The sequence below is a fragment of the Streptomyces sp. NBC_00083 genome (assembly GCF_026343295.1).
In the GTDB taxonomy this organism is placed as follows: Bacteria; Actinomycetota; Actinomycetes; order Streptomycetales; family Streptomycetaceae; genus Streptomyces.
In genome coordinates this window covers 74,814-88,566 of sequence record NZ_JAPELY010000002.1, presented here as the reverse complement: position 1 = coordinate 88,566, position 13,753 = coordinate 74,814, and the positions used below count along the sequence as shown (strand labels likewise).

The 13,753-nt window shown below is 69.8% G+C and carries 14 protein-coding genes; 3 read left to right on the top strand and 11 right to left on the bottom strand.

Going from position 1 to position 13,753, the window contains the following annotated elements; genetic code table 11:
• Window positions 1-76: 76 nt before the first annotated feature.
• The gene (locus OOJ98_RS16830; RefSeq protein WP_267055730.1) at window positions 77-607 is read left to right on the top strand and encodes a DUF4188 domain-containing protein; all 531 of its coding nucleotides are present in this window, start codon (window positions 77-79) and stop codon (window positions 605-607) included.
• A gap of 99 nt (window positions 608-706) precedes the next feature.
• Complete coding sequence (locus tag OOJ98_RS16825; protein WP_267055729.1) at window positions 707-1,891, top strand: acyltransferase; 1,185 nt, start codon at window positions 707-709, stop codon at window positions 1,889-1,891.
• Window positions 1,892-1,903: 12 nt separating this feature from the next.
• Here the strand turns inward: OOJ98_RS16825 and OOJ98_RS16820 are convergent, their stop codons facing one another.
• The 10 genes from OOJ98_RS16820 to OOJ98_RS16775 form a co-directional block, all read right to left on the bottom strand.
• Window positions 1,904-2,992, bottom strand: coding sequence for an NDP-sugar synthase (locus OOJ98_RS16820; RefSeq protein ID WP_267055728.1), 1,089 nt, complete (start codon window positions 2,990-2,992; stop codon window positions 1,904-1,906).
• Between the two features lie 78 nt (window positions 2,993-3,070).
• A complete protein-coding gene (locus OOJ98_RS16815; RefSeq protein WP_267055727.1) occupies window positions 3,071-4,318 on the bottom strand; it encodes a hypothetical protein in 1,248 nt (415 codons plus the stop codon).
• 21 nt (window positions 4,319-4,339) lie between these two features.
• Window positions 4,340-5,791: a glycosyltransferase family 2 protein gene (locus tag OOJ98_RS16810; RefSeq protein WP_267055726.1), complete on the bottom strand. Its 1,452-nt coding sequence runs from the start codon at window positions 5,789-5,791 to the stop codon at window positions 4,340-4,342.
• A gap of 42 nt (window positions 5,792-5,833) precedes the next feature.
• Complete coding sequence (locus tag OOJ98_RS16805; protein WP_267055725.1) at window positions 5,834-6,595, bottom strand: hypothetical protein; 762 nt, start codon at window positions 6,593-6,595, stop codon at window positions 5,834-5,836.
• Window positions 6,596-6,698: 103 nt separating this feature from the next.
• Window positions 6,699-8,075 carry a glycoside hydrolase family 26 protein gene (locus OOJ98_RS16800; protein ID WP_267055724.1) on the bottom strand — a complete coding sequence of 459 codons (1,377 nt, stop codon included), beginning with the start codon at window positions 8,073-8,075 and terminating at the stop codon, window positions 6,699-6,701.
• A gap of 332 nt (window positions 8,076-8,407) precedes the next feature.
• Window positions 8,408-9,748 (bottom strand): dicarboxylate/amino acid:cation symporter, encoded by a 1,341-nt coding sequence (locus OOJ98_RS16795; RefSeq protein ID WP_267055723.1) that lies wholly within the window; start codon window positions 9,746-9,748, stop codon window positions 8,408-8,410.
• A 391-nt stretch (window positions 9,749-10,139) separates the two neighbouring features.
• Complete coding sequence (locus tag OOJ98_RS16790) at window positions 10,140-10,436, bottom strand: DUF4229 domain-containing protein (RefSeq protein WP_267055722.1); 297 nt, start codon at window positions 10,434-10,436, stop codon at window positions 10,140-10,142.
• Window positions 10,437-10,535: 99 nt separating this feature from the next.
• A complete protein-coding gene (locus OOJ98_RS16785; protein ID WP_267055721.1) occupies window positions 10,536-11,060 on the bottom strand; it encodes a GNAT family N-acetyltransferase in 525 nt (174 codons plus the stop codon).
• Between the two features lie 10 nt (window positions 11,061-11,070).
• Window positions 11,071-12,234, bottom strand: coding sequence for an aminofutalosine synthase MqnE (mqnE, locus tag OOJ98_RS16780; RefSeq protein ID WP_267055720.1), 1,164 nt, complete (start codon window positions 12,232-12,234; stop codon window positions 11,071-11,073).
• Window positions 12,235-12,289: 55 nt separating this feature from the next.
• Window positions 12,290-12,739, bottom strand: coding sequence for an Lrp/AsnC family transcriptional regulator (locus tag OOJ98_RS16775; RefSeq protein WP_100578735.1), 450 nt, complete (start codon window positions 12,737-12,739; stop codon window positions 12,290-12,292).
• A 142-nt stretch (window positions 12,740-12,881) separates the two neighbouring features.
• Here OOJ98_RS16775 and OOJ98_RS16770 point away from each other — a divergent pair, with 142 nt between their 5' ends.
• Window positions 12,882-13,004: a hypothetical protein gene (locus tag OOJ98_RS16770; RefSeq protein WP_267057076.1), complete on the top strand. Its 123-nt coding sequence runs from the start codon at window positions 12,882-12,884 to the stop codon at window positions 13,002-13,004.
• Here OOJ98_RS16770 and OOJ98_RS16765 read toward each other — a convergent pair.
• Window positions 13,001-13,726, bottom strand: a complete 726-nt coding sequence (locus OOJ98_RS16765) for a UbiX family flavin prenyltransferase (RefSeq protein WP_267055719.1) — start codon at window positions 13,724-13,726, stop codon at window positions 13,001-13,003. The genes OOJ98_RS16770 and OOJ98_RS16765 overlap by 4 nt on opposite strands.
• Window positions 13,727-13,753 lie beyond the last annotated feature (27 nt).

The window sequence follows — 13,753 nt, the reverse complement described above, 5'->3', positions numbered from 1 at the left end:
CTCCCTCGGACAACGCCATCATCCAAGGTGTCATCCATGGATAACTCCATTATCCAACAGGCGAGTTGGAGGCACGATGTCCGCCAAGCCGATCCCGGGTCGCACGACCGCCGCCGTCGAGGGCGACGCGGTGGTGCTGCTCATCGGGATGCGCGTCAACCACTTCTGGGCCGTGCACCAGTGGGTGCCCGTGGGGCTCGCCATGCTCCGGATGCTGCGCGAGCTGTCGAAGGACAGGAGCCACGGGCACCTCGGCCACGTCCTGCTCACCGCGTCGCCGCGCACGTACTACGTGGTCCAGTACTGGGAGTCGAAGGAGAAGCTGTACGCCTACGCGCACTCGCCCGACATGTTCCACCACCGCGCGTGGGCGATCCTCAACCGCAAGGAACGCAGAGGCGGAATGCGCGGCCACGTCGGGCTCTGGCACGAGACGTACATCGCCCCCGAGGGGTGCTATGAGTCGATCTACGCGGACATGCCCCCCTTCGGCCTGGCGGCGGCCACGGGCGTGCTGCCGATCGAGAGCCGGGGCCGCCGGGCCAAGGACCGCCTGGCCCACCGGTCACAGGCCCGCACGGATTCGAACATCCGGGGTATGTACTAGCGTGCAGCAAGAACCCAGGTCTCCCCGCACCCGTACACAGCGCCATCCCCCCAACTGACCGGAACGGCCGCGACCGGCCCTCCGGCTAGGATTCCCGCCTTGTCAGACACAGCTCTGCGTTCCACACTCCCCCGCCCCCGCCCCCGCCCGGTACGGCCGCCGCTCTCCGCGCCGCCGGGCGCCCGGACGAGACCGCCACGGCTGTACGTGCTCGACGGGCTGCGGCTGATCGCGGCGCTCATGGTGGTCGGCTTCCACTTCGCCGGATACGACCGCTACGGCGACGACGGGGCGTGGGGCCGGAGCACCGCGACGCTCTTCCCCCTCGTGCACAGCGTCGCCGGGTACGGCTGGCTCGGCGTCGAGCTGTTCTTCCTCATCAGCGGATTCGTCATCTGCATGAGCTGCTGGGGCCGCACGCCGCGGGACTTCTTCATCTCCCGTGTGGTGCGCCTGTATCCGGCGTTCTGGGTCTGCGTCCTCACGACGTCGATCGTGCTGTGGTCCTGCGGCGACAGGACGATCACCCTGTCCCGCGTCCTGACCAACCTCACGATGGTCCACGAGCCGCTGGGCGTCGCCCACGTCGACCCCTCGTACTGGTCGCTCTGGGCCGAGATGCGGTTCTACCTCCTGTTCGCGGTCGTCGCGTACAAGGGCCTGACCTACCGGCGCGTGGTGACCTTCTGCGGCCTGTGGCTCCTCGGCGCGGTCCTCGCGCCCAGCTCGGGGATCCCGCTCCTGACCGTGGTGTTCCAGCCGCAGTTCGCCCCGTTCTTCGTCGGCGGCATCGTGCTCTACCTCATGCACCGGTTCCGGCCCGCGCCGCTCCTGTGGCTGCTCCTCGGCGCGTCGTGGCTGCTGGCCCAACAGCAGCTGATGGGGCTCGTGAAGGACGAGGACTGGGCCGGTCTGCACCCGTCGTGGCCGGTGGCGCTGACCGTCGTCAGCGTCTTCTACGCCGTCCTGCTCGCGGTCGCCCTCGGCAAGGCCGACTTCCTGAACTGGCGCAGGCTCACCACCGCCGGCGCCCTGACCTACCCGCTCTATCTCCTGCACGAGTCCATAGGCTGGGCCGTGATCGAGCGCCTCCACACCCGCATCCCGGCCCACCTCCTGATGGCGGGTCTTGTCGCGGCCCTCCTGGTGGCCGCCTGGGCGGTGCACCGGTTCGTGGAGCGCCCCTTCGGCCGCCGCCTCAAGAACTGGCTCAGCGGCGACCTCGGCGTCCCCCGCGCAGCCCCGGCCGCGGTGCGCGAGGACGTGATTCCGCCTCCGCGCTGAGCGCTCCCCCGTTCAGGCCGCGACGGGTGCCGAGACGCGGACCGCCTGGGCCGGCAGCTGGACGCCGCACGCGATCCGCACCCCGGGCGGCAGTTCGTTGTACGGGCCCACCTCGGCGGTGTCGCCGACGACGGCCTCCCGCACGACGCAGCCGCCGCCCACCGTCGCCTGCCGGCCGACCACCGAGCGGTGCACCAGGGTGTCCGGCGCGATCCGGGCCCCGGGCAGCACGACACTCGCCTCGACGACCGCACCGCGCTCGACGACCGCGCCCTCACAGACCACGGTGCCGCCGCTGAGCAGCGCCCGCTCGTGCACCTGGGCGCCGGGCAGCACGATGGCCTCGCCCACGGCCCCGGGCAGCGCCGGCGAGTCGATCAGGCCCCGTACGAGATCGGCCGAGCCCTGCACGAAGGCGGCGGGCGTGCCGAGGTCGAGCCAGTAGCTCTCGTCCACGACGCCGCGCAGATGGCCGCCCGAGCGCAGCAGGCCGGGGAAGGTCTCGCGCTCCACCGAGACCTCGCGGCCGGCGGGAATCGTGTCGATGACCGAGCGGGTGAAGACGTAGCAGCCCGCGTTGATCTGGTCGGTGATGATCTCCTCGGGCGTCTCGGGCTTTTCGAGGAACGCCTGGACCCGGCCGTGCGGGTCGGTGGGCACGAGGCCGAAGGCGCGCGGATCGGGCACCCGGGTCAGGTGCAGGCTCACCTCGGCGCCCGACGCCCGGTGGCCCTCGCGCAGCGCGGCGATGTCGAGGCCGGACAGGATGTCGCCGTTGAAGACGAGGACCGGCTCGTCGGGGCCCGAGCGCAGATGGCGGGCGGCGTTGCGGATGGCTCCGCCGGTGCCGAGCGGCTCCGCCTCGGTCACGTAGACGAGTTCGAGACCGAGCTGGGCGCCGTCGCCGTACTCCTGCTCGAACAGCTCGGCGAGGTACGACGTGGCGAGCACCACCCGGGTGACACCGGCGGCCGCGGCGCGGGCCAGCTGGTGGGTGAGGAAGGGCACCCCGGCCACCCGCAGCAGGGGCTTGGGGGTGAAGGTGGTCAGCGGGCGGAGCCTGGTGCCCTTGCCGCCGACGAGAAGGATCGCCTCGCTCATCGCGTTTCTGCCTTTGATCGGGAGGTGCCGGCCCGCGGCCCCCGGGGCCCGGGGACGGTGGGGCTCTGTGCGGGGGCGCTACTGCTGGGCATTGCCGGGTCCCGCGTATCCGGAGCCGAAGCACTTCTTGATCGCCTGCTCGGTGTCGGGCCGGCCGGCGAAGTGCAGCCGTGACGTGGCGTCAGTGGGCTTGGCGTACGGGTTGTCGTCGAAGTAGATCGACCACCAGTAGACGCCCTTCATCTTCCGCTGCTGCACGACCTGGCAGACCGCGGTGTACCAGTTGGCCTGCACCTGGGTGTTGAGGGGACGCGTGACGTAGAAGTCGCCCGGCGCGTGATAGGCCCCGGTCATCGCGGCGATGCCGGCCTCGGAGAGGACGATCTTGGGCAGGGCGCCCTTCGTCTTCTTGTCGAGCCAGCCGTCCCAGCCCTTCACCAGGTCCTTCACCGGGGCGTTGTCGGGCACCTTCACCGGGAAGTACGCGTCGACGCCGAGCTGTTCCACGGGCATGTTGATGCGGCCGGCCACGTAGTTGTCGTAGTTCGCGTCGTAGCTGATCTCGCCCGAGTACCGCTTCTCCGCCGAGGCGGCGAGCTGCTTCCAGTGCGGGTCGCCCTCAAGGGTGTTGAGTTCGGTGGCGAGGGTGAAGGTGGCCACCTTGTTCTTCTGCGCCACGTCGAGGAAGGGGGCGAGGAACTTGGTGTACGAGGCGAACCAGGCGTCCCGGTTCGACGGCTTGATGGTGCCGCGCCAGTTGGGCATCCCGCCGAGCGAGGTCTCGTCCATCAGCGGGCGGAGCGTGACCCGCAGCCCGGCGTCCTGGAAGGCGCGGATCACGGTGGTGAGCCGGGCGGGGCTCGGGGTGTGCTTCCCCGCGAACGTCTTCGTCGAGGTGGGGGTGCCGGTGTAGAAGGGGAAGGTCAGCGACACCGAGTTCGCCCCGAGGCTCACCAGGTACTTGGCCTGGAGCTGGGCCTTGGCGGTGAGGTAGGAGGGGGACTGCTTGACGTTGTCCTCCCAGTAGATCTGCACGCCCCACTGCGGCATGCCCGGCTTCCACGGCTTGGCCACGTGGTCCGCCGCGCCGGGGGCCGGCCCCTCGACGACGGCCGGCGGCGTGGGCGCCGCCTCGGTGTCCGCCTTCGCCGCCTTCACGGTCGTCTTCGCGGTCGTCTCGTTGCCCACGACCACGTGGGGCACGAGGGAGCCGGCGCTCCAGCGCAGGGGCTGGTTGCCGAGGACCAGCGGCACGGCGATCACACCGGTGATGACGGTGACGGGGAAGACCGCGAGGAGGGGTATGCGGGATCGGGATCGTTTCATGGGAGCAGTTCCTGGGAGACGTTAGGCGGGCTTGGCGATCACGACGAACTTGTTCTCCTCGCGCCGCACGAACTTGATGAATCCGCGGAACCCGCCCAGGCCTTCCAGGATCGAGAACACGGGTATGAGCCCGACGACGACGATGGGTTCCCACCACTTGCGCCGGCCGCTGCTCGAGACGAGGGCGTTGAGCCGCAGCCCTTCCCAGTACGTCCAGATGACGTACGCGAAGTTCAGCGACCACAGCACCACCACCGACTGCGTCACCGGCGAGGTGTTCATGTTGCCGGTGAACCAGGCGATCAGGAGGACGGCGCCGATGTGCTGGAGCGGGCCGAGGATCCAGGTGGCCACGCACACGGCGAGGAACCAGCGGTAGCGCAGCGGGATGGTGCGGTTGAAGCAGAGCGCGACCAGGCCCCAGGCCCAGCGTTCGCGCTGCTTGATGAAGTCGCGGGCGCTGGCCGGCGACGCGCCGTAGCAGCGGCCGTTGAACCAGTCGCTGCGGCCGGGGTAGCGGCGGCAGAAGTTCAGGGCGAGCTGGGCGTCCTCCACGATGGCCTTGGGGCCGAAGTCCCAGCCGATCGTGGCCTCGATGGAGGCCCGCAGCAGGAGCAGCTCGCCGTGCACACCGGCGACCGGGGTGCCCGTGCCGGTCAGCGCGCGGAACCGCGCGATGTCGTCGGCGGGGCGCACCGCGTCGGCGAGCCAGGTGAAGAGGTTGACGGCGTTCTCACGCGGATAGGTGAGGATGCCCTGCGCCATGTGCTTGGCGTCGTCGGGGTGGGCCCGGCGCTGGCGGTTGATGAACTGGGCGACGGCCCCCGCGGTGTCGGGCCCCACTGCGGTGTCGTCGTCCATGTGGAGCACCCACACGTCGTCCAGGGCTTCGCCCTCGGCGATCCGCAGCTCGTGCGAGTAGTGGTTGGCGCGGGCCTTGAAGCGGGTGCCGTTGTCGGTGACGTACGCCTTCGGCACGGTCACCACCCGGATCAGCGGGCTGCGCTCCTCCAGGGCCTGGATGCGGTCGCCCGCCTCGCAGCCCTCCTCGGTGAGCACGTCCACCCGCATCTGCGGGAAGTAGCGCGGCAGATGGTCGACGTAGGACAGGACGGAACGTTCCAGCGCCGGGTAGGTGTCGTGCCGTCCGATGGTGGGCACGAGGACGATCAGGAAGTCCTCCTCCACCGGGGCCGGCGGCACCATCTCGTCGGCCCGCCTGACCCGGCGGCGGATCAGCAGCCCGCCCTGGAGGCCCACCATCACGCCGACCACCGGCAGCGACCAGACGATGGTCAGGACCCAGCCCATGGGGGTGTCGTTCGGCAGGTAGGACCACAGGCCGAACGCGAGCAGCACCAGGAACGGCAGCAGGAAGGGCACGATGCCCGGCTTCCAGGCGGCGTGCCGCTCCGCCATGTCGGCGGTCGGGGGCGGGGCTATGTGCTCCACGTCTTGGGCGGGGGCAGTCATGGACGTTTCTCCGGGTCGGTCGGCACGGGGCGGTGGCTCGGGTCAGTTGCCGGGCATCGGCGGCTGCTGACCGGGGTGGGGCGTGCCCGGCTGCTGCGGATAGCCGTAGGAGTACGGCGACGGCTGCTGGCCCTGCGGCGCCTGGTAGGGCGGCTGGGCCTGCGCCGGGGCCTGGTACGGCTGCTGGGCCTGGGCGGGCGGCGCCTGGTAGGTCGGCTGGACGTACCCGGGCTGGGCCTGCTGCGGGAAGCCCTGCTGCTGGTGCGGGGCGGAAGCGCCCTGCTGGGCCCAGGGGTTGGCCGGCGGCGTCCACGGCTCGTACACGACGGCGTCCCGGACGAGCAGCAGGACGAGGGCGACGGCGACGAGGAAGCCGAGCGCGAAGGTGACCAGCTTCAGCTGGCCCTCGGTGGTGTGCGTGAACCACTCGTGCTGGCGGTCGTCGAAGAGCGCACCGGTGAGGCTGCGCAGCCGGTTGTAGCCCTCGATGAGGGCCGCGCCGCACGCGAGGCCGCGGGCCCAGATGCTGCCGCGCAGGATGAACAGGCCGGCCGCCGCGTACACGACGGCCCAGTTCAGGTTGGCGGTGTCGGCCTGGCCCGAGCCGTCGCCCACGCCGTAGTAGACGATGCCGCGGGCGAAGTCGGCGAAGCCCACCTGCCAGAAGCAGTTGTACGCGGTCCAGGCGAGCAGGACGACGGCCCAGGCAAGGGCGATGAACGCGGCCGCGCGGTGGATGCGCGGGACAGCGGAGAGATCTGCTCGGCCGGATGCCGATGCGATGGAGCCAGAGATTGCTCTCACCTCGTCTGATTCAAGGGGAACGTCGGGATGGGGTGGCCTCTCGGCCACCGTGTGCGGTGCGGGGCGGGCGGGGCCCGGTGGCGGCCCGTGGTCGGGCCTCCGGTCACCGTTGCCGGAGTGCGAGCCAGCGCTGTCCGTCGCCGCCGGGGCCCGCGGTGAGCGTGCGCGGGGAGTTGTAGGTGGCCTTGACGTCGGCCGGGGTGTTCAGCCCCTGCGGGGCCGTCACGTTGTGCTGGGTCAGGCCCTGGCCCCAGACCGTCCACAGCACCCAGGGGGTGGTGTCCAGGGTGTGCGGCTGGGCGCTGTTGACCGGCACGTGGAAGGACTCGGCCATCATCCGCGGCTTGCCGTAGTCGGCGAGCCCGTCGTACCAGCGCTTGGTCCACACCCCGCCGTCGAAAGGCTGTTGCGGGCTGCCGCTGTAGTCGTCGACGCCGACCACGTCCACATATTTCTCCCCCGGGTAGTAGTCCCACGGTTCGCTGCCGTGGATGTGGTCCCAGGCGTTCGGGGACCACACGAAGATGAGGTTGTGGAGGTTGCGGGTCCCCACCAGGTAGTCGTAGAGCGTCCGCCACAACCGGGTGTACTGGTCCGGTGCGAGCGCCGACCACCAGAAGCCCTCCTGGGCCCCGGCGTTCATCTCGTGGTACGGACGGAAGAGTACGGGTACGTCGTGCGCGGCCAGATAGGCGAGGTGGTCCGCGACGAAGGACAGGTCGTGCAGGAGCGCTCCGTGGTCCGCCGTGCCCGGGGTCAGGAGCCGGCGGATCCAGTCGCCGTCGCGGACCGCCGGCGAGTTGCGCCGTTTCGTCTCGTCGTACCCCTTGACGGGGCTGCCGGGCCACGGCTGATGGAACGACATGCCCACCAGCCCGGCCGGCCGGCCTCCGTTGGACGGCAGCGCCGAGGCGGAGCCGTCGCTGCGGGGCTCGCGTCCGTCGGTGTTGTACGTGCCGTCCGCGGCGCGGGGCAGCCCGCTCCACACGCCGACGGCGAGGTCGACGGCGTCGTCCGTGTAGGCCCAATTCTTACGGTGGTTGGGCCAGGCGGCGGAGTAGGGACGCGGACGGTCCACTCCCCAGCCCTGCTGGCCGTATCCGGGCCCAAGATCAATTTCCACGAAGCCGGGGAACTTACCCGTGATGTCCCAGGCTTTTCGGTAGTAGTAGCCCGGCGGCTTCATACCCCGGTAATCGCCGTAGTCCGGGTTGTACAACTCATTGTGGAGTTCCACGTGTTGGCCGATGACCGTCTTGGTCGTCCGTCCGGCGCGGGCGTCGTTCTCCAGATCGGCGAGCATCGCGAATACCGCGCGGGCCGCGGGAGAGGCGGCCGGATCACGTCGCCCGAGGTCGCGCCCTACCGGCGCGGGCCGCGTCACGGCCTTGGACCCCGCCCCGGAAGCCTCAATTCCGGCGTAGCCGAGCGCAGCCGCCACGGCGGCGCCCCCGCTGAATATCGCCGTACGGCGCCTCACGCCCGCTCCCCTATGTGTCACTTCTGCCTGCACGTTCCATTCAATCCCCCGCAGGCAGACGCACGACGAACGCGAAAAGTTGCACGGCCTTCACACCATGATGCGAAACCGGGCCTCGCGCCGGAAAAGAATAACTCGGACCAACTCCCTTGAAGTGCCCTAAAAGGGGGGCCGGGTTGTGCGGAGAATCACTGAATCCGTTCGGTGGCCGACCAGGGCGATCCTGGTGCGCCACGGGCGTGCCGCGCACGCCCAACGCGCAACGCCCGCGCCCCCGTCAGGCGGGGCGCGGGCGTTGCGGGGTTGGGGCGGCGGGGCCGGGACCGGCAGGGTCAGGCGGCGGCCGGGACCCGGGGCTGCTCCGGCTCGGCGGGCGCGGTCGTGGCCTCCGCCGGGGAGAACGACGCCCTGTTGAACGCGTCCAGGTCCAGGATCTTCTCCCGGGCCGAGACGATGACCGGCACGAGGGCCTGGCCCGCCACGTTGGTCGCGGTGCGCATCATGTCGAGGACCGGGTCGATGGCCATCAGGAGGCCGACGCCCTCCAGGGGCAGGCCGAGCGTGGAGAGGGTCAGGGTCAGCATGACCGTGGCGCCGGTCAGACCGGCCGTCGCGGCGGAGCCGATGACCGACACGAAGGCGATCAGGACGTAGTCGCCGACACCGAGGTGCACGTCGAAGATCTGCGCGATGAAGATCGCGGCGAGCGCCGGGTAGATCGCGGCGCAGCCGTCCATCTTGGTGGTCGAGCCGAAGGGCACCGCGAAGGACGCGTACTCCTTGGGCACGCCGAGGCGTTCGGTGACCTTCTGCGTCAGCGGCATCGTGCCCACGGAGGAGCGGGAGACGAAGGCCAGCTGGATCGCGGGCCAGGCGCCCTTGAAGAACTGGAGCGGGTTGACCTTGGCGACGGTGGCGAGCAGCAGCGGGTAGACCCCGAACATCACCAGGGCGCAGCCGATGTAGACGTCGGCGGTGAAGGTGGCGTACTTGCCGATGAGGTCCCAGCCGTAGTCGGCGATGGCGAAGCCGATGAGGCCGAGGGTGCCGAGCGGGGCGAGCCGGATGACCCACCACAGCGCCTTCTGGAGGAGTTCGAGGACGGCCTCGCTGAGCGTGAGGATCGGCTTGGCCTTCTCGCCGAGCTGGAGCAGCGCGATGCCGGCGACGGCGGCCATGAACACGATCTGCAGGACGTTCAGTTCGGTGAACGGCGTGATGACGTCCGTCGGGATGATGCCGGTCAGGAAGTCCAGCCAGGAGCCCGTGTGCTTGGGGAGCTTGCCGTCCTTCGGGGTGAGGCCGGTGCCCGACCCCGGGTTGGTGAGCAGGCCGATGGCGAGGCCGATGGCCACCGCGATCAGCGACGTGATCATGAACCAGAGCAGGGTGCGCGAGGCGAGCCGCGCGGCGTTGTTGACCTTGCGCAGGTTGGTGATCGACACCAGGATCGCGAAGAAGACGAGCGGCGCGACGGCCAGCTTCAGGAGCTGGACGAAGGTGTCGCCGATTTGCTCAAGGGTGCTCTTGAGCCAGCTGATGTCCTGGCTGCGGGCGAGCCAGCCGAGCAGGCCGCCGAGGACGAGACCGGCGATGATCTGGGCCCAGAACGGGAACTTCGAGGATATGGAGAAGCCGGACTTGGGCTTCTCCGGAGCGGTCGCGGAGGACACGGAAAGACTCCCTGGTGAGCGGAGACGGGGACTGATCGACGTTCAGAGATGAGCGCGGCGCCCGTTCACGAGGGACAGGTCGCGTGGACCGGTCACGTAAGGCTGGGGACACCGCCGCATGATGCCGGGGTCAGACGTCGCGGCAACAGACCGCGGACATGCAGCGGCAGAGGTCGACATGCAGACGCGCCACGAGCGGAACGGATCCGCCGGTGGGGTGCTGGTGCACAGCTGCTGTCGTCATGTCGAACACGTTAACACTTGAACTTTGAGAACCTCAAAGCAGTTCTTTTACCTGTGATGACCCACTCACCCCCGCCCCCGGTCACGACGACGGCCCGGCCCGAAGCGGAGTGCTTCGGAACCGGGCCGTGGGAGCTGAGGGAGCGGGCTACTGGACGACGCCGTCCTCCTGCGAACGGTTCGCCTCCAGCTTCGCCTTGGCGCTCTCCACCTTGGTCACGATCTGCGCGGACATCGCGTCGCGCTGCTTGCGCAGGAGCACGTAGCTGAGCGGCGCGGAGATGACCAGCGCGAGCAGGACGACCCAGACGAGGTTCGAGTTGCCGTTGCCCTTGGGCACGATGCCGAACTGGACCAGCAGGCCGACGAAGACCAGGCTGCCGATGAAGATGCCCACGCGCAGCATGGTGTACCAGATGGTGGCGCTCGGCTTTGCGGCGTTCACGACTGACCTTCTCTCTACGGTGGCACCTGCCCGACTAGTGAAGCACGCCCACAAATGGATCAGTTCAGCGGGCGGGCACGGGCCGGCGCCGGACCCGGCTCAGCCCAGCGGGAGCAGCATGATGATGTCGTCGCGGTCGTCCCCGGCGGCCACCCGGATCGCGCCGGGCACCCGCCCGACCTCCTTGTAGCCGCACGAGGCGTAGAAACGGTCGACACCGGTGCCGCCCCGGCAGGTGAGCCGGATCGCCTCGATGCCATCGAGGCCGCGCACCGCGTCGGCGGTCGCCGCCATCAGGTCGCGGCCGTACCCCTCGCCCTGGTACCGGGGGTGCACCATGACGGTGTACAGCCACACCCAGTGCGTCATGAGGCGATGGGTGTTGTACGCGATGAACGCGGTGGCGGCGACCCGCCCGTCCTCGTCGAACCCGACGAGCAGCCGCATCCGCCCCTCGGCCATGGCCACGAAGTGCTTGACCAGTTCGGGGCGCACGTCCTCCACGGTGACCGGCGGCACGAAGCCGACGGCCCCGCCCGCGTCGGACACCTCCGCCCACAGGGCGAGGAGTCCGTCCCGCAGGGCGGGGGTGACCGGCGGGTCGAGCCGGAACGTCAGTGCCACGGGACCTCGCTCAGAAACGCATCGGCTGCGGCGACTCGCGCAGCTCCGTGTCCGGGCCCGGGTACTCGCGGATGATCTCGTACCGCGTGTTGCGCTCCACGGGACGGAAGCCGGCCTCGCGGATGAGGTCGAGCAGGTCGTCACGGGTCAGCTTGTTCGGCGTGCCGTAGTTGTCGGCGTCGTGCGTGATCTTGTACTCGACGACCGAGCCGTCCATGTCGTCGGCGCCGTGCTGGAGCGCGAGCTGGGTGGTCTGGAGGCCGTGCATGACCCAGAAGCACTTCACGTGCGGCACGTTGTCGAAGAGCAGGCGCGAGACCGCGAAGGTCTTGAGCGCCTCGGCGCCGGTCGCCATCGTGGTGCGCGCCTGGAGCTTGTTGCGGACCTTGCCGTCCTGCATGTCCACGAAGTCGTGCTGGTAGCGCAGCGGGATGAAGACCTGGAAGCCGCCGGTCTCGTCCTGGAGCTCGCGCAGGCGCAGCACGTGGTCGACGCGGTGGCGCGGCTCCTCGATGTGCCCGTACAGCATGGTCGCCGGGGTCTTGAGCCCCTTCTCGTGCGCCAGGCGGTGGATGCGCGACCAGTCTTCCCAGTGGGTGCGGTGGTCGACGATGTGCTGGCGCACTTCCCAGTCGAAGATCTCGGCGCCGCCGCCGGTGAGCGATTCGAGGCCCGCCTCGATCAGCTCGTCGAGGATCTCGCTCGCGCTGAGCCCGGAGATCGTCTCGAAGTGGTGGATCTCGGTGGCCGTGAACGCCTTGAGCCCGACGTTCGGCAGGGCCTCCTTGAGGGCCTTGAGCGAGCGCGGGTAGTAGCGCCAAGGGAGCGTCGGGTGGAGCCCGTTGACGATGTGCAGCTCGGTGAGGCTGTCGTTCTCCATCGCCTTGGCGAGGCGGACGGCCTCCTCGATGCGCATCGTGTACGCGTCCTTCTCGCCCGGCTTGCGCTGGAACGAGCAGTACGCGCACGACGCGGTGCACACGTTGGTCATGTTGAGGTGACGGTTGACGTTGAAGTGGACGACGTCGCCGTTCTTGCGGGTGCGCACCTCGTGGGCGAGGCCGCCGAGCCAGGCCAGATCGTCCGACGCGTACAGCGCGACGCCGTCCTCACGGCTGAGCCGCTCCCCGGCCCGGACCTTCTGCTCCAGCTCGCGCTTGAGTCCCGCGTCCATCAAGGCCGCCTCCCATATGTGTGTCTTTCAGGCTCCACCCAAGGTACGCCCCGCCCTACTCGGGAAGTTCCCCGACCCGGTTCTCCCACTTCGTGGAGAGCACGATCGTGGTGCGGGTGCGCGAAACGCCCTTGGTCGAGCCGAGGCGGCGGATCGTCTTCTCCAGGCCGTCCACGTCACCGGCCCGGATCTTGAGCATGTACGAGTCGTCGCCGGCGATGAACCAGCAGTCCTCGATCTCCGCGAGGTCGCGCAGACGGCGGGCCACGTCCTCGTGGTCGGCGGCGTCGGAGAGCGAGATGCCGATCAGCGCGGTGACGCCGAGGCCGAGCGACGCGGAGTCCACCGTGGCGCGGTACCCGGTGATGACACCGGCCGCCTCGAGACGGTTGATGCGGTCGGTGACGCTGGGGCCCGAGAGCCCGACGAGCCGGCCCAGTTCCGCGTACGAGGCCCTGCCGTTCTCCCGCAGAGCCTGGATGAGCTGCCTATCGACGGCGTCCATATGCCTGAAGCCTTCCATTGTTCAGCGATACCGCGAGTTTACGTGTAGAATCTAAGGCACGCAGGGGAGACACCCTGCGAATCATGCAGCTGTTTGGATAAATTTCCAGCAGATCAAAGACGATCTTTCAGGAGTTGTCACCGTGTACACGATCGAGATGGCCTACGCCCGCATGCGCGAGCTTCAGGACCTGGCCAACCGGTCCCGTGCCCACCAGACCGCGACGAAGCCCCGCGCCCCCAAGCGCGCCGCCAAGAAGCGCTAATCCCCGCGAGAGCCTCCTTCGAGATCGCGGCCGCGCCCGTCCGGGGCGTGCCCCGATCCGAGCTCTCCCTCCCAGCGGCGGTACAGACCGTGCGGCACCCCTGCCGCGTCGAGCACCCGCCCCGCGACGAAGTCCACCAGATCCTGGATGTGCGTCGCCCCCGCATAAAACGCCGGAGAGGCGGGCAGCACCACGGCGCCCGCCTCGTCCAGCGCCACCAGGTGCTTGAGCGTCTGACCGTTCAACGGCGTCTCGCGCACCGCGACCACCAGCTTCCGCCGCTCCTTGAGCGTCACGCTCGCGGCCCGCTGCAACAGGTCCTTCGAAAGCCCGAGCGCGACCCCGGCCACACAGGCCGTCGACGCCGGCACGATCAGCATCCCCTTCACCGCGTACGACCCCGACGAGGGCCCGGCCGCCAGATCCCCGGCCGCCCAGTGCCGCACGTCCGACACGTCCACGGCGCCGAAGGCGTCCGGCTTGCCGTCCGCGCCCCGCGCCAGCCACGCCCGCAGGTCGTCCCGCCAGTGCGCGTCACGGAACGCGATGCCCGTCTCGTCGAGAAGCGTCAGCCGCGAGGCGCGCGAGACCACCAGGTCCACGCTCTCGCCGGCCGCCAGCAGCGCGCGCAGCACCGCCGCCGCGTACGGCGTGCCCGACGCGCCCGACACCCCCACGACCCACGGCGTCCGCTGCTGACTGTGTACGTTCACGTGCTCCACGTGTCCGAGCCTATCCGGCACCCCCTG

Excerpts from the sequence above, each read along its gene's own strand:
- OOJ98_RS16820 (WP_267055728.1), bottom strand. The coding sequence starts at position 2,992 with ATGAGCGAGGCGATCCTTCTCGTCGGCGGCAAGGGCACCAGGCTCCGC.
- mqnE (WP_267055720.1), bottom strand. The coding sequence starts at position 12,234 with ATGGACGCGGGACTCAAGCGCGAGCTGGAGCAGAAGGTCCGGGCCGGG.
- OOJ98_RS16815 (WP_267055727.1), bottom strand. The coding sequence starts at position 4,318 with ATGAAACGATCCCGATCCCGCATACCCCTCCTCGCGGTCTTCCCCGTC.
- OOJ98_RS16810 (WP_267055726.1), bottom strand. The coding sequence starts at position 5,791 with ATGACTGCCCCCGCCCAAGACGTGGAGCACATAGCCCCGCCCCCGACC.
- OOJ98_RS16775 (WP_100578735.1), bottom strand. The coding sequence starts at position 12,739 with ATGGACGCCGTCGATAGGCAGCTCATCCAGGCTCTGCGGGAGAACGGC.
- OOJ98_RS16830 (WP_267055730.1), top strand. The coding sequence starts at position 77 with ATGTCCGCCAAGCCGATCCCGGGTCGCACGACCGCCGCCGTCGAGGGC.